Source organism: Stenotrophomonas sp. SMYL86, assembly GCF_036320025.1.
Taxonomy (GTDB): Bacteria; Pseudomonadota; Gammaproteobacteria; order Xanthomonadales; family Xanthomonadaceae; genus Stenotrophomonas; species Stenotrophomonas maltophilia_A.
Genome location: NZ_JAWIRU010000022.1, coordinates 31,988 through 55,090 on the forward strand (window position 1 = coordinate 31,988; position 23,103 = coordinate 55,090).

22 protein-coding genes are annotated in these 23,103 nt (G+C 67.2%); 8 read left to right on the plus strand and 14 right to left on the minus strand.

The genetic code is table 11. The annotated features are described in order from the left end of the window. Positions 1–90: 90 nt before the first annotated feature. The 3 genes from V3B64_RS18965 to V3B64_RS18975 are packed head-to-tail and all read right to left on the minus strand — an operon-like array spanning position 91 to position 2,110. Entirely contained in the window at positions 91–1,041 is a 951-nt protein-coding gene (locus V3B64_RS18965) for an aspartate carbamoyltransferase catalytic subunit (RefSeq protein WP_032130186.1), read from the minus strand. A gap of 15 nt (positions 1,042–1,056) precedes the next feature. Next, the gene (gene ruvX, locus V3B64_RS18970) at positions 1,057–1,551 is read right to left on the minus strand and encodes a Holliday junction resolvase RuvX (protein WP_182267361.1); all 495 of its coding nucleotides are present in this window, start codon (positions 1,549–1,551) and stop codon (positions 1,057–1,059) included. Further along, positions 1,544–2,110 carry a YqgE/AlgH family protein gene (locus tag V3B64_RS18975; protein ID WP_121504006.1) on the minus strand — a complete coding sequence of 189 codons (567 nt, stop codon included), beginning with the start codon at positions 2,108–2,110 and terminating at the stop codon, positions 1,544–1,546. Before V3B64_RS18975 ends, ruvX begins: the two co-directional genes overlap by 8 nt. A gap of 91 nt (positions 2,111–2,201) precedes the next feature. Here V3B64_RS18975 and V3B64_RS18980 point away from each other — a divergent pair, with 91 nt between their 5' ends. Together V3B64_RS18980 and V3B64_RS18985 are read left to right on the plus strand one after the other, a co-directional pair. Continuing rightward, positions 2,202–3,989: a DUF4153 domain-containing protein gene (locus tag V3B64_RS18980; RefSeq protein WP_329914690.1), complete on the plus strand. Its 1,788-nt coding sequence runs from the start codon at positions 2,202–2,204 to the stop codon at positions 3,987–3,989. Further along, on the plus strand, positions 3,986–4,528 hold the full coding sequence (locus V3B64_RS18985) for a DNA-3-methyladenine glycosylase I (RefSeq protein WP_049400680.1): 543 nt from the start codon (positions 3,986–3,988) through the stop codon (positions 4,526–4,528). Before V3B64_RS18980 ends, V3B64_RS18985 begins: the two co-directional genes overlap by 4 nt. Positions 4,529–4,675: 147 nt before the next feature. Here the strand turns inward: V3B64_RS18985 and V3B64_RS18990 are convergent, their stop codons facing one another. From V3B64_RS18990 to V3B64_RS19000, 3 genes are all read right to left on the minus strand, one after another. After that, positions 4,676–5,383, minus strand: coding sequence for a YitT family protein (locus V3B64_RS18990; protein ID WP_094002035.1), 708 nt, complete (start codon positions 5,381–5,383; stop codon positions 4,676–4,678). A 93-nt stretch (positions 5,384–5,476) separates the two neighbouring features. Then, the gene (locus tag V3B64_RS18995; protein WP_329914691.1) at positions 5,477–5,926 is read right to left on the minus strand and encodes a GNAT family N-acetyltransferase; all 450 of its coding nucleotides are present in this window, start codon (positions 5,924–5,926) and stop codon (positions 5,477–5,479) included. A 96-nt stretch (positions 5,927–6,022) separates the two neighbouring features. Continuing rightward, entirely contained in the window at positions 6,023–6,235 is a 213-nt protein-coding gene (locus V3B64_RS19000) for a DUF4287 domain-containing protein (RefSeq protein WP_049400678.1), read from the minus strand. A 301-nt stretch (positions 6,236–6,536) separates the two neighbouring features. Between V3B64_RS19000 and V3B64_RS19005 the strand changes: the two genes are divergently transcribed. Then, positions 6,537–7,436 (plus strand): LysR family transcriptional regulator, encoded by a 900-nt coding sequence (locus tag V3B64_RS19005; RefSeq protein ID WP_164079951.1) that lies wholly within the window; start codon positions 6,537–6,539, stop codon positions 7,434–7,436. Positions 7,437–7,473: 37 nt separating this feature from the next. On the opposite strand, the gene V3B64_RS19010 is transcribed toward V3B64_RS19005, so the two are convergent. From V3B64_RS19010 to V3B64_RS19020, 3 genes are all read right to left on the minus strand, one after another. Then, a complete protein-coding gene (locus V3B64_RS19010; protein ID WP_329914692.1) occupies positions 7,474–8,457 on the minus strand; it encodes an aldo/keto reductase in 984 nt (327 codons plus the stop codon). 180 nt (positions 8,458–8,637) lie between these two features. Further along, on the minus strand, positions 8,638–9,780 hold the full coding sequence (locus V3B64_RS19015) for a PilT/PilU family type 4a pilus ATPase (protein WP_005408369.1): 1,143 nt from the start codon (positions 9,778–9,780) through the stop codon (positions 8,638–8,640). Between the two features lie 100 nt (positions 9,781–9,880). Further along, positions 9,881–10,918: a type IV pilus twitching motility protein PilT gene (locus V3B64_RS19020; protein WP_006422551.1), complete on the minus strand. Its 1,038-nt coding sequence runs from the start codon at positions 10,916–10,918 to the stop codon at positions 9,881–9,883. 87 nt (positions 10,919–11,005) lie between these two features. Between V3B64_RS19020 and V3B64_RS19025 the strand changes: the two genes are divergently transcribed. After that, positions 11,006–11,683 (plus strand): YggS family pyridoxal phosphate-dependent enzyme, encoded by a 678-nt coding sequence (locus tag V3B64_RS19025; protein ID WP_197616498.1) that lies wholly within the window; start codon positions 11,006–11,008, stop codon positions 11,681–11,683. 18 nt (positions 11,684–11,701) lie between these two features. Next, positions 11,702–12,523: a pyrroline-5-carboxylate reductase gene (gene proC, locus V3B64_RS19030; RefSeq protein WP_329914693.1), complete on the plus strand. Its 822-nt coding sequence runs from the start codon at positions 11,702–11,704 to the stop codon at positions 12,521–12,523. 59 nt (positions 12,524–12,582) lie between these two features. On the opposite strand, the gene V3B64_RS19035 is transcribed toward proC, so the two are convergent. Continuing rightward, a complete protein-coding gene (locus V3B64_RS19035; protein ID WP_329914694.1) occupies positions 12,583–13,458 on the minus strand; it encodes a LysR family transcriptional regulator in 876 nt (291 codons plus the stop codon). Positions 13,459–13,558: 100 nt separating this feature from the next. Here V3B64_RS19035 and V3B64_RS19040 point away from each other — a divergent pair, with 100 nt between their 5' ends. Then, entirely contained in the window at positions 13,559–14,161 is a 603-nt protein-coding gene (locus V3B64_RS19040) for a short chain dehydrogenase (RefSeq protein ID WP_329914695.1), read from the plus strand. Between the two features lie 73 nt (positions 14,162–14,234). On the opposite strand, the gene soxR is transcribed toward V3B64_RS19040, so the two are convergent. Next, positions 14,235–14,669 (minus strand): redox-sensitive transcriptional activator SoxR, encoded by a 435-nt coding sequence (gene soxR / locus V3B64_RS19045; RefSeq protein ID WP_329914696.1) that lies wholly within the window; start codon positions 14,667–14,669, stop codon positions 14,235–14,237. A 29-nt stretch (positions 14,670–14,698) separates the two neighbouring features. On the opposite strand from soxR, the gene V3B64_RS19050 reads away from it, so the two are divergent. Beyond that, the gene (locus V3B64_RS19050) at positions 14,699–16,120 is read left to right on the plus strand and encodes an MFS transporter (RefSeq protein ID WP_329914697.1); all 1,422 of its coding nucleotides are present in this window, start codon (positions 14,699–14,701) and stop codon (positions 16,118–16,120) included. Between the two features lie 38 nt (positions 16,121–16,158). Here V3B64_RS19050 and V3B64_RS19055 read toward each other — a convergent pair whose 3' ends face one another. Continuing rightward, the gene (locus tag V3B64_RS19055) at positions 16,159–18,180 is read right to left on the minus strand and encodes an alpha/beta hydrolase (protein WP_329914698.1); all 2,022 of its coding nucleotides are present in this window, start codon (positions 18,178–18,180) and stop codon (positions 16,159–16,161) included. Then, positions 18,180–19,154, minus strand: coding sequence for a DUF4105 domain-containing protein (locus V3B64_RS19060; protein WP_329914712.1), 975 nt, complete (start codon positions 19,152–19,154; stop codon positions 18,180–18,182). The genes V3B64_RS19055 and V3B64_RS19060 overlap by 1 nt, the downstream gene beginning before the upstream one ends. A gap of 171 nt (positions 19,155–19,325) precedes the next feature. On the opposite strand from V3B64_RS19060, the gene V3B64_RS19065 reads away from it, so the two are divergent. Beyond that, entirely contained in the window at positions 19,326–19,730 is a 405-nt protein-coding gene (locus tag V3B64_RS19065; protein ID WP_329914699.1) for a GFA family protein, read from the plus strand. Positions 19,731–20,001: 271 nt separating this feature from the next. On the opposite strand, the gene V3B64_RS19070 is transcribed toward V3B64_RS19065, so the two are convergent. Then, positions 20,002–23,103: an efflux RND transporter permease subunit gene (locus tag V3B64_RS19070; protein WP_329914700.1), complete on the minus strand. Its 3,102-nt coding sequence runs from the start codon at positions 23,101–23,103 to the stop codon at positions 20,002–20,004.

The window sequence follows — 23,103 nt, forward strand, 5'->3', positions numbered from 1 at the left end:
GCCAACCAAGGTTGGCATCTACCAAAGCGGTGCGCGGACAAGCCGAGCGGTGAGTGTGCCAACCAAGGTTGACACCCACCAGAGCGGTGGTCAGCCCAGCAGCGTTTCCAGCACGGCCATGCGCACGGCGACGCCGTTGGCGACCTGGCGCAGCACCCACGACTGCGGGCCGTCGGCCACCTCGTCGGTCACTTCCACGCCGCGGTTGATCGGGCCTGGATGCAGCACCGCGGCATCCTTGCCGGCGCGGGCCAGGCGTTCGTTGGTCAGGCCGTACTGCGCGTGGTACTGCTCCAGCGACGGCACCAGGCCTTCTTCCATGCGCTCGCGCTGCAGGCGCAGCATCATCAGCGCGTCGACGCCTTCCAGCATCGCGTCGAAATCATCGCCGACCACGCAGCCCTTCAGGGTCTCGTCGTCCGGCAGCAGCGACTGCGGGCCACACACGCGGATCTCGCCCACGCCGAGCGTACGCAGCGCATGCAGGTCGGTGCGGGCCACGCGCGAGTGCTTCACGTCGCCGACGATCACCACTTTCATCTTCGAGAAATCCGGGCCCTTGGCCTGGCGCAGGGTCAGCATGTCCAGCAGGCCCTGGGTCGGGTGCGCGCTGCGCCCGTCACCGGCGTTGATCAGTGCAGTGCCCTCACCCGCTGCCTCGGCCAGTGCGGCCACGGCGCCATCATCGGGGTGGCGCACCACGAAGCCGCGCACGCCCATCGCCTCCAGGTTGCGCAGCGTGTCGCAGGCGGTTTCGCCCTTGCGCGTGGACGAGGTCGATGCATCGAAGTTCAGTACGTCGGCGCCCAGGCGCTGCGCGGCCAGCTGGAACGAGCTGCGGGTGCGTGTGGACGGTTCGAAGAACAGCGTGCACACCGCCGAACCGGCCAGCACGTGGCGCTTGTTGCCGACACGACCGACCGCGGCGTCGCGGATCTGCCCTGCCCGGTCAAGCAGCTGCAGCAGGGTGTCGCGCGGAAGGCCTTCGAGGGTCAGCAGGTGGCGCAGGCGGCCGGAGGCATCGAGTTGCTGGGCGGTCATGGCGGTGTCGGGCAGTCAGGGAATGGGGATGGCATCGTCGGGGGACGACAGCCAGCGGTCGATGATCACCGCCGCGGCAACGGCATCGAGGGCGGCCGCATCACGGCGGCGCTTGCGCCCTTCGGCGCGCTCGACAGCGAAGCGGCGGGCGGCCTCGACCGAGCTGGAACGCTCGTCGATCATCACCACCGGCAGCTTGAAACGTTCCCGCAGCTGGCGGGCAAAGCCCTGCGCGCGCTTGCGGTTGGGCTGGTCCTGGCCGTCCAGGGTCAGCGGGTCGCCGACCACCAAGCCGTCGGGCTTCCATTCCTTGAGCAGGCGTTCGATCGCGGTCCAGTCCGGGCCGTTGCCGTGCACATCGACCACTGCCACCGCGCGCGCATGCGCAGCGAAGGCACTGCCGATGGCCACGCCGATGCGGCGCGAGCCGACATCGAACCCCAGAACGGTGCCATCACGGCGGATGGCCGGGGCAGCAGAATCCGGCGCGGGCGTGATGGGCTCAGACATGGCCGCTGTAGTCGGTCAGCCGGAACAGGTCCACGCCGATGCGCGAAGCCGCGCCCTGCCAACGCTGCTCCAGCGGCAGCTGGAACACCAGCTCGGCATCGGCCGGCACGGTCAGCCAGCTGTTCTCGGACAGCTCGTTTTCCAGCTGCCCTGCACCCCAACCGGCACAGCCGAGGGTGACCACGGCATTGGCCGGGCCTTCGCCGCGCGCCATCGCTTCGAGGATGTCGCGCGAGGTGGTCAGGTACAGGCCTTCACCCACGATCAGGCTGGAATCCCATGCGCGTGCGTCGTCATGGATGACGAAGCCACGTTCGGGATGCACCGGGCCGCCGTTGAGCACCATGCGCGCCTGCAGGTCGCCATCACCGGTGGTGATGTCCATCTGTGCAAGCACTTCCCCCAGCGTGTACTCGGAAGGCTGGTTGACCAGCACGCCCATCGCCCCGTTCTCGTCGTGCTGGCAGATCAGCGCGACGCTGCGGGCAAAGGTCGCGTCGAGCAGCGACGGCAGCGCGACGAGCAGGTGATCGGCAAGGGAAGTCGGCGTAACAGGCATGGCCCCATTCTACCTGCTGGGGGCGGGATGGTCGCGCGATGGCGCCGAACCGCGATGGGCTAGGATGGTGCTTTGCCATGGAAGGTCGTCGATGCAGTCTTCATCGCCCCTGACCCTGCCGGCACGCAGCGCCATCGTCCTGATCGCGCTGCTGCAGGGCCTGATGCTGTATGCCGCGCAGGAGCTGTCCGATGCGTGGCCGTTCCGCGATATCGGCTGGCGCTACTGCTGGTATGCCTGGGTGCTGGCCATTCCCAGCGCGGTGGCGCTGAGCCTGGTCGAGCTGGGCCAGCGCCGCCTGTGGCTGCAGGCCGCGCTCGGCTCGGCGGTGGTGCTGGCGCTGGCCGCCTGGACCGGCTGGAACCTCAACGGCGAGACCGCACTGGAATCGGGCGCGCTGCAGTTCCCGCTGACCCTGGGCATGGCCGTGGCGGTGTTCGTGGCCCTGCCCTGGTGGCAGTTCCAGCTGCAGCACGGGCATTGGCGTGCCAGCTACCCGGAGCTGTTCGAGCGCGCCTGGCAGAATGGTTTGACCCTGGCCCTCGCCGCGCTGTTCACCGGGCTGACCTGGCTGCTGTTGTGGCTGTGGGCGGCGCTGTTCCAGCTGCTCGACGTGACCGTCTTCCGCGACCTGTTCCGGCAGGACGCGTTCATCGGGCTGGCCACCGGCAGCCTGGCCGGGTTCGGCGTGCTGATCGGGCGCACCCAGCACCGCGCGATCCAGATCACCCGCCAGGTGCTGTTCGCGATCTGTCGCGGGCTGCTGCCGCTGCTCTCGTTCATTGCCGTGCTGTTCGTGCTGAGCCTGCCGCTGACCGGGCTGGAACCGCTGTGGAAGACCCGCTCGGCCGCCAGTCTGCTGCTGGTGCTGTCGCTGCTGCTGGTGTCATTCACCAATGCGGTCTACCAGCAAGGCGACGACACCGCGCCCTACCCCGTCGTGCTGCGCCGGCTGGTCGAGGCCAGCCTGCTGGCGCTGCCGGTCTATGCGGTGCTGGCGCTGTATGCACTGGGCCTGCGCGTGGTGCAGTACGGCTGGACCCTGGACCGCTTCTGGGCGGTGCTGATCGCGTTGGCCGTGGCCGGCTATGCCGTGGGCTATGCACTGGCGGTGCTGCGCCGGCAGCCCCGCTGGTTGCAGACACTGGAACCGGTCAACCGCTGGATGTGCTGGGTGGTGCTGGCATTGGCCTTGGTGGGCAACTCGCCGCTGCTGGACCCGGTGCGGCTGACCCTGTCCAGCCAGTTGGCGCGCCTGCGTGCGGACCCGCCAGCGATCACCAGCAGTGACGTCAACGTGCTGCGCTTCGATCTTGGGCGCCGTGGCGTGCAGGCGCTGCGCGAGCTGCAGCGTGATCCGGCCATCACCGCCGATGCCAATGCGCCACAGGTGATCGCTGCCGCGCTGGCACGTACCTCGCGCTGGGACGATGGACAGCGCCTGGACAAGGGTCTGCAGGACGTCGCCGCCCTGCAGCGCGCGCTGAAGCTGGCCAAGGGATCCAGCTCGCCACCGGACGATTGGTGGCAGGCACTGGCCACCCGCGAGATCAATGGCGAATCCTGCGCCCAGAGCGAGCGCGACTGCCTGATCGTGCATCGCGACCTGGATGGCGACGGCAGCACCGAGGTGCTGCTGTGCGAGCTGTACACCCACCGTGGGCCGGACTGCGTGCTGTACGCACGTGGCGGGGATGGCCAGTGGCGCCGGGCCGGTTCGCTGTTCGGCACCGTCAGCGGCCAGGCCGAGGCGATCAACCAGGCCCTGCGTGACGGCAAACTCACGCTTGTGCCACCGCGCTGGCCGATGCTGTCCATCGGCGGGCGCCCCGCGGTGGCCATCGATCCCGAACCCGAATCCAACGAGTCTTCTCCATGAGCGGTTACTGCCTCATCGCCCCGGGCCATCCGGTGCACGACTACTACCACGCCAACGAATACGGCTTCCCGCAGCGTGACGAGCGCGAGCTGTTCGAGCGGCTGGTGCTGGAGATCAACCAGGCCGGCCTCAGCTGGGAGACCATCCTGAAGAAGCGCGAGGGCTTCCGCGCGGCCTATGACGGCTTCGATGTGGATCGGGTTGCAGCCTACGCCGAGCAGGACATCGAACGGCTGCTGTCGGACGCGGGCATCATCCGCAACCGGCTGAAGGTGCTGGCGGCGATCCACAACGCACAGGTGATCCAGCAGCTGCGGGCCAGCCACGGCAGCTTCGCGGCGTGGCTGGACGCGCACCATCCGCGCAGCAAGGCCGACTGGGTGAAGCTGTTCAAGAAGACGTTCCGCTTCACCGGCGGCGAGATCACCGGCGAATTCCTGATGAGCCTGGGCTACCTGCCCGGTGCGCACGCCGAGGACTGCCCGGTGCATGCGCGGCTGCTGACGCTGTCGCCGCCGTGGTTGCAGGCCTCCCGGTAGCGCCGGGGGGGGGGGGGGGGCCCCGGCCGGCTGCAGGGGTTGGCCGGCCGCGGGCGGGCCCGCCCGCCGGGCCGGGCCGGCGGGGGCCCCCCACCCGCGCACGGCGGCGGGGGCCCCCCCCCCCCCCCCGGCACTACCGTCGAATCGTCACACGCCCATGTAACGGCCCGGGCGGTGGTTGAACATCAGCACCAGGCTGAGCACCACCGCGCCGATCGCCGAGTACAGCACCTTCGACGGCGACAACACGAAGAACGCGGCCACCATCAGGCAGGCGTCGTAGGACATCTGCACCTTGCCCGCGCTCCAGCCGCGGGTGCGCTGCAGGTACACCGCCAGGATGCCGATACCACCGAGGCTGGCACGGTGCCGGATGAAGAACAGGATGCCCAGGCCGGACAACGCACCACCGACGATCGCCGAATACAGCGGGTTGATGTGCGAGAAATCGATCCAGCGCGGCAGCAGGTCGGTCAGCACGCCACAGGCGGTGACCGCGGCGAAGGTCTTCAGGGTGAATTCCCAGCCCATGCGCCGCAGCGCCACCCAGTAGAACGGCAGATTGACCAGCACGAACACCAGGCCGAAGTTCCAGCCCATCGCGTAGTGCAGCAGGAACGCCATGCCGGCCATGCCGCCGATCATCAGCCCACCCTTGGCGAAGATGGCCAGGCCCAGCGAGGCCACCATCGTGGCCAGCACCATGCCCTGCACGTCCTCGGCAATCGAGTGGCGCAGCGCTTTTTCGTCAGCGGTGGTGCCGGCGCTGTCGGGCGGTGGGGTCAGCGGACCGGCGGTGACCAGGTGGCCGTCAGCGTCGTCGCACGGCGCGGAGCCATGGGCGGGAAGAGACATACGGGTGGGGGAACAGCAGGTGGGGAGCGATATTAGACACGATCTGCATGACAGTTGCAGATGAAATCGTTCAGCTGCGCTCGCCCATTCAGATTATTTCGGAGGCGTCACCGGCAGCACGGCCAGCATGTCCTCGCCATCGTCGTCCATGCCGGTCTCGACGAACCCGAAGCTGCCGTAGAAGGCGCCGGCCACCGGATTGCGCGGGTTGTAGCAGATCTCGATCTCGGCCAGCCCGGGCGTGGCCCGGATCTGCGCCAGCGCCAGTTCCAGCGCGCGGCGCCCGATGCCTCGCCCCTGCCAACGCTGGTCGACCATGAAGCGCCAGATCGAGATGCGCTGCGGCGTCTCCGGAACCCACATGAAGAACCCGACCAGCTCGCCATCGGCCTGGATGGCGCGGGTCTGGTAGCCGGGATGGAATGCTGCCTGCACCAGCGACCAGGTATTCCCAGCGACGAAGTCCTGCTGCGCCTCGCTGACGTCGAGATCGCACACGGCTTCGTAGTTGTCGACGGTGATCGCGTCCAGCGTGACCTGCATGAGCGCGTCCTGCCTCGGGATGAACGCCCAGTCTGCCTGACCCCGGAGGCCGTGTAGCCTGACCCCCACACGACCGTTCAGCGCCGGGTTGCCTGCTCAGCCCTTTCCGGCCAGATGGTGCGCCACCAACGCATTGGCATGGCCGTGGCCCACCCCATGCTCGCTTTTCAGGAAGCTGACCAGTTCCATGTGTTTCAGGCCCTTCTTGCCCGCCAGCAGCCCGAACCAGTGCGTCACCGGTTGCCCATAGGTCTTCTCGATGGAGGGGAAGTACGAGGCCGGGCCTTTCGGCTTGGTGTCAGTGCTCATGTGCAGCTCCTGTTGAAGTCATTCATTCGACGAACCACAGTCCCTGAAATCGACATCCCCACACGCCTACACAGAATGGGGTCGGAGCCGTTCCAACAGCTCGCGGGAAATTGTCGAAGGCGGGGCGGCTCAGGTTGCGGGGGCGTGAGCGCCATGGATGGCGCGACCGAGGCTACATGGACGTACTTGCGCCGTCCCCCGCAACCTGAGCCCCCCGCCTCCCACGGGAAGCCAGCTTTTGACGTTGCCATTGACGTTGTTTCGGCGGGTGCCGGGCGCAGCCCGGCCGTATCATCCCGCCATGCCCCGTGAAAACCTCAACGACCTGCAGGCCTTCGTCCACGTTGCCCGCGAGGGCAGTTTCACCAGGGCCGCCGCCCAGCTGGGTGTTTCCCAGTCGGCGCTCAGCCATGCCATGCGCGGGCTGGAAGAGCGCCTCGGCGTGCGCCTGCTGACCCGCACCACCCGCAGCGTGTCCACCACCGAAGCCGGTGCCCGCCTGCTCGAGACCCTCGCCCCGCGCCTGGCCGAGATCGAGGACGAACTGGCCGCACTGGCCGAGTACCGCGAGCGACCGGCCGGCACCATCCGCATCAATGCCACCGGCCATGCCGCCGAGTACATCGCCTGGCCGCGGCTGGCGCCATTGCTGCAGCAGTATCCGGACCTGAAGGTGGAACTGGCTGCCGACTACGGGCTGGCCGACATCGTCGCCGAGCGCTACGACATCGGCATCCGCCTCGGCGAACGGTTGGCGCGCGACATGATTGCCGTGCCGGTCAGCCCGCCGCTGCGCATGCGCGTGGTCGGTGCGCCCAGCTACTTCCGCCAGCACGTGGTACCGCGGCATCCGAACGACCTGGCCGAGCACAACTGCGTGACCCTGCGCCTGCCCACGCATGGCGGGCTGATGCCGTGGGATTTCGGCCAGGACGGCAACGAACTGAGCGTGCGCGTGACCGGTCAGTGGACCTTCAACACCATGGGCATGACCCGCGCGGCTGCACTGGCCGGCAGCGGGCTGGCCTGGCTGCCGGAAGACCAGGTGCAGCCGATGCTGGACGATGGCCGGCTGCAGTCGGTGCTGGACGATTGGTGCCCGCACTTCGATGGCTACTACGCGTATTACCCGTCGCGCCGCCACGTCACCGTGGCGATGCGCACTGTGCTTGATGCGTTGCGCGGGCCGATGGGGAGTTGAGGAGTGCGGACCAACGGTCCGCACCCACGGCCGGCGGTCAGCCCTTGGCCTGCGCGGCGCGCTGCGCGTTGTAGCGCTCACCGACAATCGACACTTCATCCAGCGCCTGCGCGATGCGTTGCAGTTCCTCCGGCGCCAACTGCAGGTCGGCCGCGCCCAGGTTTTCTTCCAGGCGATGGATCTTGGTGGTGCCCGGAATCGGCACGATCCACGGTGCCTGCGCCAGCAGCCAGGCCAGCGCCACCTGCGCCGGCGTCACGCCACGTGCGGCAGCAATCGTGCTGATGCGATCAACCAGTGCCTGGTTGGCACGACGCGCTTCCACTTCGAAACGCGGCACGCTGTTGCGGAAGTCGTTGGCGTCGAAGGTGGTATCGGCGTTGATCGCGCCGGTCAGGAAACCACGGCCCAGCGGGCTGAACGGCACGAAGCCGATACCCAGTTCCTGCAACGTCGGCAGCAGCTCGCGCTCCGGCTCACGCCACCACAGCGAGTACTCGCTCTGCACGGCGGCCACTGGCTGCACCGCATGCGCACGGCGAACGGTCGCGGCGCTGGCCTCGGACAGGCCGAAGTGGCCGACCTTGCCCTCGGCGATCAGGTCGCGAACGGTGCCAGCGACATCCTCGATCGGCACGTTGGGGTCGACGCGGTGCTGGTAGAACAGGTCGATATGGTCGGTACGCAGGCGCTTGAGGCTGGCCTCCGCCACCGCGCGGATGTTCTCGGGACGGCTGTCCAGCCCGGTATCGACGCGCGCATCCTTGAAGCCGAACTTGGTGGCGATCACCAGCCTGTCGCGGTACGGCGCCAGCGCCTCGCCGAGCAGGTCTTCGTTGGTGTAGGGGCCATACACTTCGGCGGTGTCGAAGAAGGTCACGCCACGCCCGACGGCGGCCTGCAGCAGGGCGATGCCCTGGCTACGCTCCACCGGTTGGCCGTAGCCATGGCTCAGGCCCATGCAGCCCAGGCCGAGGGCGGAAACCTTCAGGCCACTGCGGCCGAGTTCACGTGTCTGCATCGTCGTGCTCCAGAGGGGGAGCGCTGACGATACGCCTGCAGAGCCCACGGATTGAATGGGCAGCATTGCAGTTGGTCATGACTGGAATTCATCAATACGCGCAGCCGCCCGCCCATAGAGTCGAGCTTGCTCGACTCGACAAGAACAGTCGAGCAGGCTCGACGCTACGGAACACCCAGATCACCGGATCTCGGAAATCTCCACGCCATCCAGCCCCTGCGACAGGGTGCGGGCGTCGCCGCCCTGGCTGAGCTTGATGCGCAGGCGCACTTCGTTCTGCGAATCGGCGTAGCGCAGCGCGTCCTCGTAGCTGATCTCACCCGCCTGGTACAGCTCGAACAGGCTCTGGTCGAAGGTCTTCATGCCCAGCTGGACCGAGTCCTTCATCACTTCCTTCAGCTTGTGGATCTCGCCGTCGCGGATGTAGTCCTGCACCAGCGGCGTGCCCAGCAGGATCTCCATCGCCACCTTGCGCGAGCGGCCATCGGGCGACGGCACCAGCTGCTGCGCGACCACGCCCTTGAGGTTCAGCGACAGGTCCATCAGCAGCTGGTTGCGGCGGTCTTCCGGGAAGAAGTTGACGATGCGGTCCATCGCCTGGTTGGCGTTGTTCGCATGCAGGGTGCACAGCACCAGGTGGCCGGTTTCCGCGAACGCGATGGCGTGGTCCATGCCCTCGCGGGTACGCACCTCGCCGATCATGATCACATCCGGCGCCTGCCGCAGGGTGTTCTTCAGCGCCGCTTCCCAGCTGTCGGTATCGATGCCGACTTCGCGCTGGGTGATGATGCAGCCCTCGTGCTTGTGCACGAATTCGATCGGGTCTTCGATGGTGATGATGTGGCCAGTCGAATTCTGGTTGCGGTAGCCGATCATCGCCGCCAGCGAGGTCGATTTACCGGTACCGGTGGCACCGACGAACAGGATGATGCCGCGCTTGGTCATCGCCAGCGTCTTGATGATCGGCGGCAGGCTCAGTTCTTCCACGGTCGGAATGCGCGTCTCGATGCGACGCAGCACCATGCCGACCTGGTTGCGCTGGTAGAAGCAGCTGACGCGGAAGCGGCCGACGCCGGACAGGCCGATGGCGAAGTTGCACTCGTGGGTCTTCTCGAATTCCTCGCGCTGCGCCGGGGTCATCACGTTGAGGACCAGGTCGCGGCTCTGCTGCGGCGTGAGCGGGGTCTGCGTGATCGGCGAGATCTTGCCGTTGACCTTCATCGCCGGCGGCATGCCGGCGGTGATGAACAGGTCCGAGGCGCGCTGGTGCGCCATCAGCTTGAGGAACGAAGTGAAATCGATGGTGGTCGCGGTGGTGTTCACGGCGGGCTCCCAATGGGGCATGTACCAGGAAACGGTCGGAGGCGGAAACGGCGCGGAAACGGCGGCGCACTGGCGCACGCCGTCCCGTTGCGGCCCCGCTTTACTCGAACAGGCGCTTGTCCTTGGCGTAGTCGCGGGCCTGGTTGCGGGTGATCAGGCTGCGCTTGACCAGGTCCTGCAGGTGCTGGTCCAGGGTCATCATGCCGTACTGCTGGCCGGTCTGGATGGCTGAATACATCTGCGCCACCTTGTCCTCGCGGATCAGGTTGCGGATGGCCGGGGTGCCGACCATGATTTCCCACGCAGCGGTACGACCACCACCGACCTTCTTCAGCAGCGCCTGCGAGATCACCGCACGCAGCGATTCGGACAGCATCGAACGCACCATCGGCTTTTCGCCGGCCGGGAACACGTCGATGATACGGTCGATGGTCTTGGCCGCCGAGCTGGTGTGCAGGGTGCCGAACACCAGGTGGCCGGTTTCCGCAGCGGTCAGTGCCAGGCGGATGGTTTCCAGGTCACGAAGTTCGCCGACCAGGATGATGTCCGGGTCCTCACGCAGTGCCGAGCGCAGCGCTTCGTTGAAGCCATGCGTGTCGCGGTGCACTTCGCGCTGGTTGATCAGGCACTTCTGCGAGGTGTGCACGAATTCGATCGGATCCTCGACGGTGAGGATGTGGCCGTATTCGTTTTTGTTGATGTAGTCGATCATCGCCGCCAGCGTGGTCGACTTGCCCGAACCGGTCGGACCGGTCACCAGGATCAGGCCCTGCGGCTGCTGGATCACTTCGCGGAACAGCGGCGGGCAGGCCAGGTCCTCGAGGGTGAGCACCTCGGACGGAATGGTACGGAACACCGCACCGGCACCGCGGTTCTGGTTGAACGCGTTGACACGGAAGCGCGCCAGCGACGGGATCTCGAAGGAGAAGTCCACTTCGAGGAATTCCTCGTAATCGCGGCGCTGCTTGTCGGACATGATGTCGTACACCAGCGCGTGGACCTGCTTGTGGTCCAGGGCTGGGATGTTGATCCGGCGCACGTCGCCGTCCACGCGGATCATCGGCGGCAGGCCTGCGGACAGGTGCAGGTCGGACGCTTTGTTCTTTACGGAAAACGCCAACAGCTCGGCGATATCCATGAGCGGCTACTCCCCAATAACGGCTTCGACTGGAAGGATCTTTCCCCGGGCGGCAGTATAGCCTCCTGATTCAACGGAACGCGTTACGTGGCCACTCCCCTGCCCCAGATCCTGAGCAACCTGCACGCCGCCGCCGAGGCCGCTGGCAGGCCCGACCCACGCCTGCTGGCGGTGTCCAAGACCCAGCCGGCCGAGGCCGTGGCCGCGCTGGCCGCACAGGGCCAGCACGCCTTCGGCGAGAACTACGTGCAGGAAGCACTGGCCAAGATGCAGGCGCTGCAGCACCTGGCGCTGGAATGGCACCTGATCGGCCACCTGCAGTCGAACAAGGCCGATGCCGTGGCCAGCCATTTCGACTGGGTGCAGAGCGTGGACCGTTCCAAGCTGGTGACCGCGCTGGCACGCCATCGCCCGGCCGCGCGTGGCCCGCTGAACGTACTGATCCAGGTCAACATCGACGATGAATCCAGCAAGCATGGCTGTGCACCGGAAGAAGTGGATGCACTGGCCGACGCGATTGCCGCCGAACCCAGCCTGCGCCTGCGTGGCCTGATGGCGATTCCCGCACCGTGGCCGGAAGCGGAGCGCCGTCGGGATGCATTCGTGCGCATGCGCACACTTTTCCAGTCGCTGGCTGCCCAGCACGCGCGGATCGACACGCTGTCGATGGGCATGAGCAGCGACTACGCCGAGGCCATCGCCGAGGGTGCCACCCTGGTGCGCATCGGCACCGCCCTGTTCGGCGCCCGCCCGGGCCCGGCCTGATTTTCCAAGGAGACTTCCATGGCAGCTGATTCCATCACCTTCATCGGCGGCGGCAACATGGCCCGCAGCCTGATCGCCGGCCTGATCCGCCAGGGCGTGCCTGCCGCGCACATCCACGTGGCCGAACCGGTGGCCGCACTGCGCGAGTCACTGGCTGCCGACTTCGGCGTGCAGGTGCACGAGAACGCCGCCGATGCCGCCGCGCACGGCCGCACCTGGCTGCTGGCGGTGAAGCCGCAGGTGCTGCGCGAGGTCTGCCAGTCGCTGCAGTCGCTGGCGCAGGCGAACCGGCCACTGGTGGTGTCGATCGCCGCCGGCATCACCAGCGCGCAGCTGGAACGCTGGCTGGGTGGCAGCCTGGCGGTGGTGCGTGCGATGCCCAACACCCCCGCCCTGCTTGGCGCCGGTGTGACCGGCCTGTATGCCACGCCATCGGTGGATGCACAGCAGCACGCGCGCGCCGAACAGGTGCTGGCCAGTGCCGGGCGCACGGTGTGGATCGACAGCGAATCGCTGATGGATTCGGTCACTGCGGTGTCCGGCAGCGGCCCCGCTTACGTATTCCTGCTGGCAGAAGCGATGGAAGCGGCGGGGATCGCCCAGGGCCTGCCGGCCGACGCTGCGCGTGCGCTGGTGGTGCAGACCCTGCTGGGAGCCTCGCGCATGCTTGATGAGGCCGGTGAAAGCCCGGCCGAGCTGCGCCGTCGCGTGACCTCGCCGAACGGCACCACCCAGGCCGCGATCGAGAGCTTCCAGGCCGGTGGTTTCGAGGCGCTGGTGGATACGGCGCTACGCGCCGCGCAGGTGCGTGGGCAGGAACTGTCTGCGGCGAATGATTGATCCCGATGTGTGCCGACCAACGGTCGGCACCTACCATCATCCACGCATGGCGTGGATGTTCACTGCCCCAATGTGGCCATGACGAAATCGACGAAGCACTGCAACCGCGGGCGCGGCCGTCGATCCGGCAGGTAGATCAGGTGCATCGGCCGCGGTTCGGGCAGGTAGTCGCGCAGCAGCGGCTTCAACCGCCCGGCCGCGATTTCGCCGGCCAGCAGCGCGGTCGGCTGCAGCACCAGCCCTGCGCCGGCCACGGCGGCCTCGCGCAGTGCAACACCGTCGTTGCAGGTCAGCCGCGCCTCCCAGTCCACCTGTTCGCCGTTGGCCAACTGCCAGCCATGGCCGCCGCGCCAGGCCAGGTGGCTCAGGCAATCATGCCCCTGCAGATCTGCGGGCGTGCGCGGCGTGCCGCGCCGGCGCAGGTACGACGGTGCCGCACACAGGCTCATTGCGTACGGCGGCAACGGCCGCGCCACCACTTCCTGTGACGGCAGCGGCCCAACGCGGATTGCCACGTCGAAGCCATCCTCGATCAGGTCCACGCGGCGGTTGCTCAGGTCCAGTTCGATGTTCAGCAACGGCTGCTCACGCAATAGTCCGGACAGTACCGGCGCCAGCACACAACTGCCCCAGGTGGTTGGCGCGCTGACCCGCAGCAGTCCGCGGGGTTGTACCTGCAGGCCGGCCACGTCCGCCTCCGCCTGCTGCACCTGCTCCAGCACCTGCCGGCACCCGGCCAGGTAGGCGCTGCCGGCTTCGGTCAGGCGCTGGCGGCGGGTGTTCCGTTGCAGCAGCGCGGTACCCAGGTGCGCCTCCAGCTGCTGGATGTACTTGCCGACCATCACCGCCGACACCTGCAGCTGTTCGGCAGCTCCTGCAAAGCTCCCGGACTCGGCCACGGCGACGAAGGCCTGCATGCAGCGAAGGGTATCCATTGCTAATCCAGAGTTAGGAATCTGCGAAGCATACGCCGCTTACCTAACCCCACTGTGAGGGCGCAGACTGCGCTCATTCCCCCTCTCGCAAGGAACGGCCATGAAGATTCTCCTCGTCGGTGCCAGCGGCACCCTCGGCCAGGCAGTCGCCCACCAGCTCGGCCAGCAGCATCAGATCCTCGCCACCGGCCGCAACAGCGGTGAGCTGCGCGTCGACCTGACCGACGACGGCAGCGTCGCCGAACTGTTCTCGCGCACCGGTCCGGTCGATGCAGTGATCTCCACCGCTGGCAAGCTGCACTTCGGTCCGCTGAAGGACATGACACCCGAGCAGTTCAACCTCGGCCTGCAGGACAAGCTGCTGGGCCAGGTGCGGCTGGCACTGGTCGCCCAGCACCACCTCAACGCCGGCGGCTCGATCACCCTGACCAGCGGCATCGTCAGCGCACAGCCGATCCGCGATGGGGTCAACGCCACCTCGGTGAATGCCGCACTGGAAGGCTTCGTGCGTGCCGCCGCGTTGGAGCTGCTGCCGCGTGGCCTGCGCATCAACGTGGTCAGCCCGAACGTGCTGATCGAATCGATGGCGGCTTACGGCCCCTATTTCCCAGGCTTCGAAGCGGTGAGCGCGCAGCGCGCGGCGCTGGCCTTCCAGCGCGCGGTGGAAGGCATCCAGAGCGGCGAGACGATCACGGTCTGGTAAGAAAAAAGGGGACGGAGGGGATTAAGTCGTTAATGCACAAACGACATAATCCCCTCCGTCCCCTTTTCGCGGGTCACTCCCAGCGCATCGGGCCGTCGCCGCGTTCGCCGAGGACGTCTTCGGGGTTGGCCAGGCGGCAGCGCTGCAGCGACAGGCAGCCGCAGCCGATGCAGCCGGTCAGTTCATCGCGCAGCAGTTCCAGCATGTGGATGCGCTCCTCCAGCTCGGTGCGCCAGCGCGCGGACAGCTTGGCCCAGTCGGCCTTGGTCGGCGCGCGGCCCTCCGGCAGGCTTTCGAAGGCACGGCCGACAGCTTCCAGTGGCATGCCCACCCGTTGCGCGACGCGGATCATGGCCAACCGTCGCAGCACGTCACGGCTGTAGCGCCGCTGGTTGCCCGAGGTGCGCAGGCTGCTGATCAGCCCCTTGCGCTCGTAGAAATGCAGCGCGGAAACCGCCACGCCACTGCGCTGGGAGACTTCGCCAACGCTGAGTTCCTGGGAAACCATTGCTTGACCTAAACTGCAGTTGAGGTGGCATGCTGCTATCTTCGCCGCCAGTTGACAAGCGCGGCCCGCATCTGACTCGTATGTCCCCCACTCTTTCGCCCGCCGACGCCCGTGCGCCGGCTGATACGTCGATCCTGTCTCCCCGCTATCGCGCCACCACCATCGGCATGGTGGCACTGGTGGCGCTGCATGCCTTCGAGGCCCTGGCGGTGGCGGCCGCCATGCCGACCGTGGCCGAGGCGCTGGATGGCCTGCGCCTGTATGCGCTGGCCTTTGGCGGCACCCTGGCCACCAGTGTCATCGGCATGACCCTGGCCGGACGCTGGGCCGACCGCCAGGGACCAGCTCGGCCGCTGTGGTATGGCCTGGGCTGCTTCGTGCTGGGCCTGCTTCTGGCCGGCTTCGCCATGCGCATGGGCATGCTGGTGGCCGGGCGCCTGCTACAGGGCCTGGGCGCAGGCGCGATCTCGGTCTCGCTGTACGTGATGGTTGGCCGCAGCTATCCCGAACACCTGCGCCCGAAGGTATTCGCCGCGTTCTCCGCCGGCTGGGTGGTGCCGTCGATGATCGGTCCCGCGCTGAGCGGGCTGATCGTGCAGCATCTCGGCTGGCGCTGGGTGTTCCTGGCGGTGCCGCTACTGGCGGTCCCGGCCGCGCTGCTGCTGCGCCCTGCACTGGCACGCATGCAGCCCACTGATGCTGCCAGCAGCGACGATGGACGCGGCAACGTGGTGCGCTGGGCCAGCGGTGCTTCGTTGGCGGCGCTGCTGCTCTACTTCGGCGGCCAGCAGCAGGGCCTACCTGCGCTGCTCTGCATCGGCGTGGCCATGCTGGCGCTGCTGTTCTGCGTGCACCGCCTGTTGCCAGCCGGCACGTTGCTGCTGCGCCGCGGGTTGCCCAGCGTGATCGCGCTGCGCGGCGTCGCGGCGGCCGCATTCTTCGCCTGTGAGGCCTACCTGCCACTGCTGTTGCAGCGCGAACGCGGGCTCTCGCCCAGCTGGGCCGGCGCGGTGCTCAGCCTCGGCGCATTGGGCTGGTTCGCCGGTTCATGGCTGCAGGGTCACCAGCAGCGCGGCTGGTCACGCCAGCAGCTGCTGCGCGTTGGCACACCGCTGATGACGATCGGTATCGCCGCCACACTGGCCGTGCTGTTCAACGCAGTGCCGCTGCCGGTGGCCCTGGTCGGCTGGGCCATGACCGGCTTTGGCATGGGCATGATCTACGCCAGCCTGTCGGTGCTGACGCTGTCGTTGTCCGCACCGCACGAGCAGGGTGCCAACACCTCGGCACTGCAGCTGAGCGAGGCGCTGTCGGTGACCACCGCACTGGCGGTTTCCGGTGCACTGTTCGCGCTGTTCGTGCAAAGCGAACCCCACACCGGCTACGTGCTGTGCCTGGCGATCACCTTCGGCCTGGCGCTGCTGGCCACGGTGATCGCACGACGGGTGTAGCACCGCCGCATTGCGGGATTGCCGGCCAGCGGCCGGCACTACCGGCTGCCGGTCCCCATGTCATCGATATCCCGGTGCAGGATGCGCCTCACCTCCAGCACCGCCTGCGGGGTTTCCTGCACGCTGTGGCCGGAGATGATCACCTTCTCCGACAGCGCGCCCGGCAGATGTGCGCTCCAGTACGGCACCAGCCCATCATCGGATTTTTCCACCGGCAGCTCCGGCTTGCGCTGGGCGATGATCGAGTGGTACTTCAGGCCCGCCTCAATCGGCAGCTGTGCGGCGGCCTTCACGAACGGATCGCTGGCCTTGAGGTTGTCGATGCTGTTCGGGATCTTCGGCTTGGCGGTGCCATCGACCTGCTGCTCGGCCTGCGCCAGCGCCATGAACACGTCCTCGAACTTGCCGAGGATTGTCAGCGGCAGGCGTACCAGGCGACCAATCAGGCGACCGACCTTGTTGCCGGCAATGTCGGTGCCCTGGTGCGGCGCGGCGATGAAGATCGCACGCTCCACGTTCGGCTGTGCCTTGAAATGCAGCAGCGGACCCAGCTTGTTCTGCACCCGCTTCAGCCGCTCCCCCTTCAGGTCGTAGTTGGCCAGCAGGTCGTTCCACAGCACATCACCCGAATCGCTGACCAACAGGCGCGCCAGCACGCCGCCCATGCTGTGGCCGATGTAGACCATGTCCTTCGACGCACGCGTGCTGCCGTTGGGGTCGAAATGCTTCAGCGTGTCGTTGAACGCATTGGCGATCTCGTAGCGGTTCAGCGCGATCGGCGCATTGGTCGGGTAATAGACCTGCCACACCTGGAACTGCTGGCGCAGCTCGGGGTCACCCATGATCTCGTTGGCCAGGTTCACCCAGGCTTCCGGGCTGCTGGCCAGGCCGTGCAGCATGAAGATGATGCGGCGGTTCGGGTCCCACGGCTGCATCAGGTAGATGTGCGGCTCGCCGATGCCCTCGCTCATCCCGAACAGGGTGCGCAGCGACTGCCGGGCGAAGCCACTCTGCGCCAGCCACAGGCCGTAGGCGGCGGTGAAATTGCCGGCCAGCGGCACCTGCTCGCCGTGCAGGGTGATGCGCTCGGTCGCTTCCGGCGAATAGGCATCCAGCTCGACCCGGCGTGTGCGCATCACGTCGTCCAGGCTGCTGCCCTCGAACCGCAGCAGTGCGGTGACGTTGATCGAGGACATCTCACTGAACTCGGGCACCGAATCGTCATGGCGGTGGCGGCGGCCACGACGCTCGTCGTCCTCGTCGTCCTGCGCGGTTTCAGCCTTTGGGCCGTCCGGCGCGATCACTGGCGCGACCAGTTTGGGCGGGTCCATCACCATCACCAGCTCGGCACCGAAGCCATCGCGGCGATAGGTGCTGCGCAGGCCGACGAAGCTGACCGTTCCCGCCGGCACCAGCTGCGCCGGAATGCTCTTCAGGCCCAGCTGCTGGTAGTTGGAGGCCAGCGACCAGCTACCGACCGTGAGCGGCTTCGTATAGTCCTCGCCGGCCAGCGCAGCGGCGCGTGCGCGCACGAACAGCACCACTGCCGCCTTCTCGGCCGCATAGTTGTAGTAGTCGCGCACCTGCGTCTGCCGGTCCTCGAAGGCCCGGTCGGACGGTGAGCGGCCGCTGTAGAACAGGTAGGCATAGGCATAGCGCGCGGCTTCCAGCCAGGCATCCAATGCCGCATCGCTCATCGGCGGATCGCCTGCGGCGGTCTTCTTCGGCGTCATCGCCAATGCCGCCTTCACCCACAGCTCGGACAGCGCCGACAGCCGCTGCTCGACATTGAGGTCGTCGGTCATCAGCAGCGTGCTGCGGCAGACCAGGAAGTCCTTCTCGCACTGCGATTCGTCCAGGCCCGCTGCGCTGAGCGTTTCACGCGCGGCCGGGCTGAGCTTGCCGGTGTTGAGCACATCGGCACGCTTGTTGACCAGCGAATCACTGGATTTGACCTGCTTGACGGTGACCATCGCGCAGCCGCTGCTGCCCAGCAGCAGGAAGGCAGCGAACAACACCGGCAGCAGGCGCTGCCAGCGGCTCAGAAAGAGTTGGGTCATTACTGCGGGTCCTGCTCGGTGCCGGGCACGCCCTGGCGGATCACGGTGGAGAAATGCTCGCCATCACCCAGGTCCAGTGCGCGCTGGGTGATGCGGCCCTTGTCGTGCAGCTCGGCGTACGGCACGCCCGGCGTCAGCGCACCGACCTCCTGCGCGTACTCGGCCAGATAGCCGGACAGCAGCAGCCGATAGTCCAGCGGCAGGCGCGGTGCGATGTGGCGGGCCAGGTCGAAGACGATGGTCGTGCAGTTGCTGGTCAGCGTGTTGTAGAAGCCCGGCTTGGCATCCAGTTCACGCGCCTGTTCGATGTACGCAGCGAACAGTTCCTTCAGCTGCGCGCGATCCATGCCGTGCAGGCGGTACAGGTAGACATCCTCGCCGCGCGCGTTGGTGCGGGTGCGGATGATGTCGGTCTCTTCCGAGGCCACCAGGGTCATCTCGAACTTGCGGAAGAAGCCGCCCAGCGCCGAGAACGACTCACCGCGCTCCTTGCGGATCTCCAGCGAGAACACCACGTGGCGACCATCCTCGAATCCAAACGAGATCAGGGTGTGGGCGATCGCCGGGCCCATCCAGTACGACAGCACCAGTTCGGCCGAGCGCAGCTGGTCCAGGTCGTACTCGCGGCGCACCCAGTGTGCGTCGTAGTCGGTTTCGGTGCGCCAGCGGAAGTCGCGCACGTTGTCCAGCACGACGTGGCGGCCATCGAAGGACACCACGTGCAGGCGCTGGGCTACGTCGTCGGCCCATACGCGGTCCTGGCGCGGGGTCAGCAGCAGCCACCACAGGCCGGCCAACGCCAGCGCCACACCGAAGGCCGTGCCCAGGCGGCGCGAGGCACGGCCACGCGCGACCCGCCACGACGCCCACAGCGCCACCAGCAGCCACAGCACGGCCACGCCGGTGGCCAGCCAACCCGGTCCCGGCAGCTGGTAGGCCAGCAGCCCGGTCACCCACAGCGCCAGCAGCGCCATGGCACTTCCTGTCATCCATCGTCCTGCGGCTTTCACTGGCATCCTGTCGCGGTCTTGAAGCCGCATAGTTAGCCACAAGCGGGTTCACCATGGCATCTACGGACCGTTCAGGCAGGCCGGCGCACCGTCGGCGGCGGCCTCTGCGGCCAGGTTCACTTCACAGGAGCAACGATGGGCATCACCTCCGTGGCCGGCGTTCCGGTCCAACCCCGGCACCGCGCCACCTGCCATTGCGGCACGGTCGAACTGCTGCTGGACCTGCCGGACGGCATCGTCGATCCGCGTCGCTGCGACTGCTCGATGTGCCGACGTCGGGGGGCCATTGCCGCCAGCGTCGCCCGCGCAGGCCTGCAGGTGGTGCGCGGGCAGAACCACCTGCAGCTGTACCAGTTCAACACCCATGTGGCCGAGCACTACTTCTGTGGCGTATGCGGCATCTACACCCATCACCGGCGCCGCTCCAACCCGGAGCAGTACGGTTACAACGTGGCCTGCCTGGAGGGCATCGACCCGTTCGCGCTGGGCGTGATCCCGGTCAATGACGGGGTCAATCACCCCGCCGACCGCACCGGTTAGTGGCGCGTGCGTCGTGGCGGTGCGGCAACCTTCTGCCAGGGAGCCATGCCGCTGCGACCGGCCCGCACCGGGCGTTTCAGCCAGGGCCGGCGGGGGGACGCCTGCGGCTCGACCGCGACCGGGGGAGGTACGGGTCTGCGGCCGGGCCAGAGATGATCGAGCAGCCACATGGCAGGTCTCCGTGGGGGACGGGGACGACCTACGCTAGCGACACCTGGGCAAAGAACGGGTGAGGGTGCTGCGGCAGCCAGATGACAGCCGCGTCCCCCCCTCAGTCCTGTGGCCGTGACCGGCCCAGGCGGCGCACCAGCACGAAGAACAACGGCACCAGCACCACCGCCAGCACCGTACCGGAGACCATGCCGCCGATCACGCTCATGCCGATTTCACGGCGGCTGACCGCGCCTGCACCGGTCGCCAACGCCAACGGGATCACACCAGCCACGAAGGCCAACGACGTCATCACGATCGGGCGCAGTCGCAGGCGTGCGCCCTGCAGGGCCGCTTCCACCGCTGAACTGCCGGCACGATAGCGGGCCTCGGCAAACTCCACGATCAGGATCGCGTTCTTGGCCGACAGGCCGATGGTCGTCAGCAGACCGACCTGGAAGTAGATGTCGTTGACGAACCCGGCCGCGGTGGTCGCCAGCACCGTACCAATCACGCCCAGCGGGATCACCAGCACCACCGCCACCGGCACCGTCCAGCTCTCATAGAGCGCCGCCAGGCACAGGAAGATGAAAGCAATGGAGGCGGTGTACAGCCACAACGTCTGGTTGCTGGCCAGTTGTTCCTGGTAGGACAGGCCACTCCACTGCAGGTCGAACCCGGGTTGATCGGCAACCAGCGCCTGCATGCGCTGCATCGCTTCGCCCGAGCTGCGCCCTTCAGCGGCGCTGCCCTGGATCTGCATTGCCGGCAGGCCGTTGAAGCGCTGCTGCAGTTGCGGCCCGCGCGCCCAGTGGCTGCTGGCGAAACTGGCAAACGACGCCATCTGGCCGTTGCCACCGCGCACATACCACTGGCCGATGTCGTCGGGCACGCTGCGGTAGGGCTGGTCGCCCTGCATGTAGACCCGCTTGACCCGGCCACGGTCGAGGAAATCGTTGATGTAACTGCCGCCCCAGGCCGCCGACAGCGTGGAATTGATGTCGGCCTGGGCCAGGCCCAGTGCGCTGGCCTGGGCATGGTCGATGTCCAGCCGCAGCTCGGCCTTGTCGCCCAGACCGTTCAGGCGCACCGAGGTGAGCCCGTCGTCTTCGCCGGCCGCACGCACCACCTGTTCCTGCGCCGCCTGCAGGGCCACGCGCCCGGCCGCACTGGTGTCCTGCAGCCACAGTTCGAAACCACTGGATTGGCCCAGTCCACGCACCGCCGGCGGTGCCAGTACATTGACCTTGGCATCCGGCAAGCTGCGGAAGTAGGCATTGGCACGCGTGATGATCGCCGCGGCGGTGTTGTCGCCCGTGCGCTCATCCCAGGGCTTCAGGGCGAGGAAGCCCTGCCCGGCGTTCTGGCCGGTGCCGGCATTGTTGCGGCCGACCACCACGAACACCACATCCAGGTTCTGCTTTTCGTGCTCCATGAAGTAGCGGCTGATCTGCTCGCCCAATGCTTCGGTACGCGCCATCGGCGTGCCTTCCGGCGTGGAGAACTGGAAGGTTACCTGGCCCTGGTCTTCCACCGGCAGGAAGCCGGTCGGCATCCGCGCGTACAGCGCGACCATGGCGACCACCAGCAGCAGGTAGAACGCCATCCAGCGCCGCGGCCGGGTAACGACGCCACCGAGCTTTCCCTGGTAGGCCAACTGGCTGCGCTCGACGCCCCGGTTGAACGCCCGGAAGAAACGACCCTGTGGCTTCTGCGCCGAAGACGGCTTGAGCAGGGTCGCGCACAGCGCCGGGGTCAGCGTCAGCGCCACCAGCGCCGACAATGCCATGGCAGATGCAATCGTGATCGAGAACTGCCGGTAGATGATGCCGGTGGAACCACCGAACAGCGCCATCGGCAGGAACACCGCGCCCAGCACCACGGTGATGCCGATCAACGCGCCGGTGATCTCGCCCATCGATTTTTCGGTCGCTTCGCGCGGTGGCAGATGCTCGTCGTGGATGATGCGCTCCACGTTCTCCACCACCACGATCGCATCGTCGACCAGCAGGCCGATCGCCAGCACCATCGCGAACAGGGTCAGTGTGTTGATGGTGAATCCGGCAACGGCCAGCACGCCGAAGGTGCCCAGCAGCACCACAGGCACCGTGATCGCCGGAATCAGCGTGGCGCGCAGGTTCTGCAGGAACAGGAACATCACCACCACGACCAGCACGATGGCTTCGATGAGGGTATGGATGACCCCCTCGATCGAGACCCGCACGAACGGTGTGCTGTCACGCGGGTAGGCCACCTGCAGGCCGGGCGGGAAAGTCGGCCGCAGCCGTTCGATCTCCGCGCGCACCGCATCGGCCGTGGCCAACGCATTGGCACCGGAGGCCAGGGTGACCGAGAAGCCAGCCGCCGGATAGCCATTGAGATAGCTGCTGGTCTGGTAGTTCTCCGCGCCGATCTCGACCCGTGCGACGTCGCCCAGCAACACCGCCGCGCCATTGGGCAGCGTGCGCAGGATGATCGCGCGGAACTGTTCGGGCGTCTGCAGGCGCGACTGCGCGGTGACCGTGGCGTTGAGGCTCTGCGTCGGGCTGGACGGCATCGCGCCCAGCTCACCCGCCGTCACCTGGGTGTTCTGCGCCTGGATCGCAGCGCGAACGTCCGAGGGCATCAGGTCATAGGCGCGCAGCTTGTGCGGGTCCAGCCACACGCGCATTGCGTAAGCCGAGCCGAACACGTTGATCTCGCCGACACCGGGAATGCGGCTGATCGGATCCTGCACATTGCTGACAAGGAAATCGGAGACGTCCACGCGCTCCATGCGCCGGCTGGTGTCGTACAGCGAGACCACCATCAGCGAATCGCCCTGCGACTTGGCGACCGTCACGCCCTGCTGCTGCACTTCCTGCGGCAGCCGGTTGATGGCCTGGTTGACGCTGTTCTGCACCTGCACCTGGGCGATATCCGGGTTGGCGCTCTGGTCGAAGGTGACCGTGATGCGCGCCTGCCCCGATGACGAACTGGTGGAGGAGAAATACAACAGGTGATCGATGCCTTTGATCTGCTGCTCGATCACCTGGGTGACGCTGTCTTCCACCGTCTGTGCCGAGGCACCGGTGTAGTTCGCGGTGATGTTGACCTGCGGCGGCGCGATGTCCGGGTACTGCTCCACCGGCAGCTGGGTCACCGCGATGGTGCCGAAGGCCATGATGCAGATCGCCAGGACCCAGGCGAATACCGGGCGATGGATGAAGAAGCGCGGCAGCAT

Excerpts from the sequence above, each read along its gene's own strand:
- V3B64_RS19070 (WP_329914700.1), bottom strand. The coding sequence starts at position 23,103 with ATGCTGCCGCGCTTCTTCATCCATCGCCCGGTATTCGCCTGGGTCCTG.
- V3B64_RS19035 (WP_329914694.1), bottom strand. The coding sequence starts at position 13,458 with ATGGATACCCTTCGCTGCATGCAGGCCTTCGTCGCCGTGGCCGAGTCC.
- V3B64_RS19005 (WP_164079951.1), top strand. The coding sequence starts at position 6,537 with ATGCCCCGTGAAAACCTCAACGACCTGCAGGCCTTCGTCCACGTTGCC.
- V3B64_RS19050 (WP_329914697.1), top strand. The coding sequence starts at position 14,699 with ATGCTGCTATCTTCGCCGCCAGTTGACAAGCGCGGCCCGCATCTGACT.
- V3B64_RS18965 (WP_032130186.1), bottom strand. The coding sequence starts at position 1,041 with ATGACCGCCCAGCAACTCGATGCCTCCGGCCGCCTGCGCCACCTGCTG.
- V3B64_RS18980 (WP_329914690.1), top strand. The coding sequence starts at position 2,202 with ATGCAGTCTTCATCGCCCCTGACCCTGCCGGCACGCAGCGCCATCGTC.
- V3B64_RS19065 (WP_329914699.1), top strand. The coding sequence starts at position 19,326 with ATGGGCATCACCTCCGTGGCCGGCGTTCCGGTCCAACCCCGGCACCGC.
- V3B64_RS19055 (WP_329914698.1), bottom strand. The coding sequence starts at position 18,180 with ATGACCCAACTCTTTCTGAGCCGCTGGCAGCGCCTGCTGCCGGTGTTG.
- ruvX (WP_182267361.1), bottom strand. The coding sequence starts at position 1,551 with ATGTCTGAGCCCATCACGCCCGCGCCGGATTCTGCTGCCCCGGCCATC.
- V3B64_RS18990 (WP_094002035.1), bottom strand. The coding sequence starts at position 5,383 with ATGTCTCTTCCCGCCCATGGCTCCGCGCCGTGCGACGACGCTGACGGC.
- V3B64_RS18995 (WP_329914691.1), bottom strand. The coding sequence starts at position 5,926 with ATGCAGGTCACGCTGGACGCGATCACCGTCGACAACTACGAAGCCGTG.
- V3B64_RS19010 (WP_329914692.1), bottom strand. The coding sequence starts at position 8,457 with ATGCAGACACGTGAACTCGGCCGCAGTGGCCTGAAGGTTTCCGCCCTC.
- V3B64_RS18975 (WP_121504006.1), bottom strand. The coding sequence starts at position 2,110 with ATGCCTGTTACGCCGACTTCCCTTGCCGATCACCTGCTCGTCGCGCTG.
- V3B64_RS19020 (WP_006422551.1), bottom strand. The coding sequence starts at position 10,918 with ATGGATATCGCCGAGCTGTTGGCGTTTTCCGTAAAGAACAAAGCGTCC.
- soxR (WP_329914696.1), bottom strand. The coding sequence starts at position 14,669 with ATGGTTTCCCAGGAACTCAGCGTTGGCGAAGTCTCCCAGCGCAGTGGC.
- V3B64_RS18985 (WP_049400680.1), top strand. The coding sequence starts at position 3,986 with ATGAGCGGTTACTGCCTCATCGCCCCGGGCCATCCGGTGCACGACTAC.
- proC (WP_329914693.1), top strand. The coding sequence starts at position 11,702 with ATGGCAGCTGATTCCATCACCTTCATCGGCGGCGGCAACATGGCCCGC.
- V3B64_RS19060 (WP_329914712.1), bottom strand. The coding sequence starts at position 19,154 with ATGGCGCTGCTGGCGCTGTGGGTGACCGGGCTGCTGGCCTACCAGCTG.
- V3B64_RS19040 (WP_329914695.1), top strand. The coding sequence starts at position 13,559 with ATGAAGATTCTCCTCGTCGGTGCCAGCGGCACCCTCGGCCAGGCAGTC.
- V3B64_RS19000 (WP_049400678.1), bottom strand. The coding sequence starts at position 6,235 with ATGAGCACTGACACCAAGCCGAAAGGCCCGGCCTCGTACTTCCCCTCC.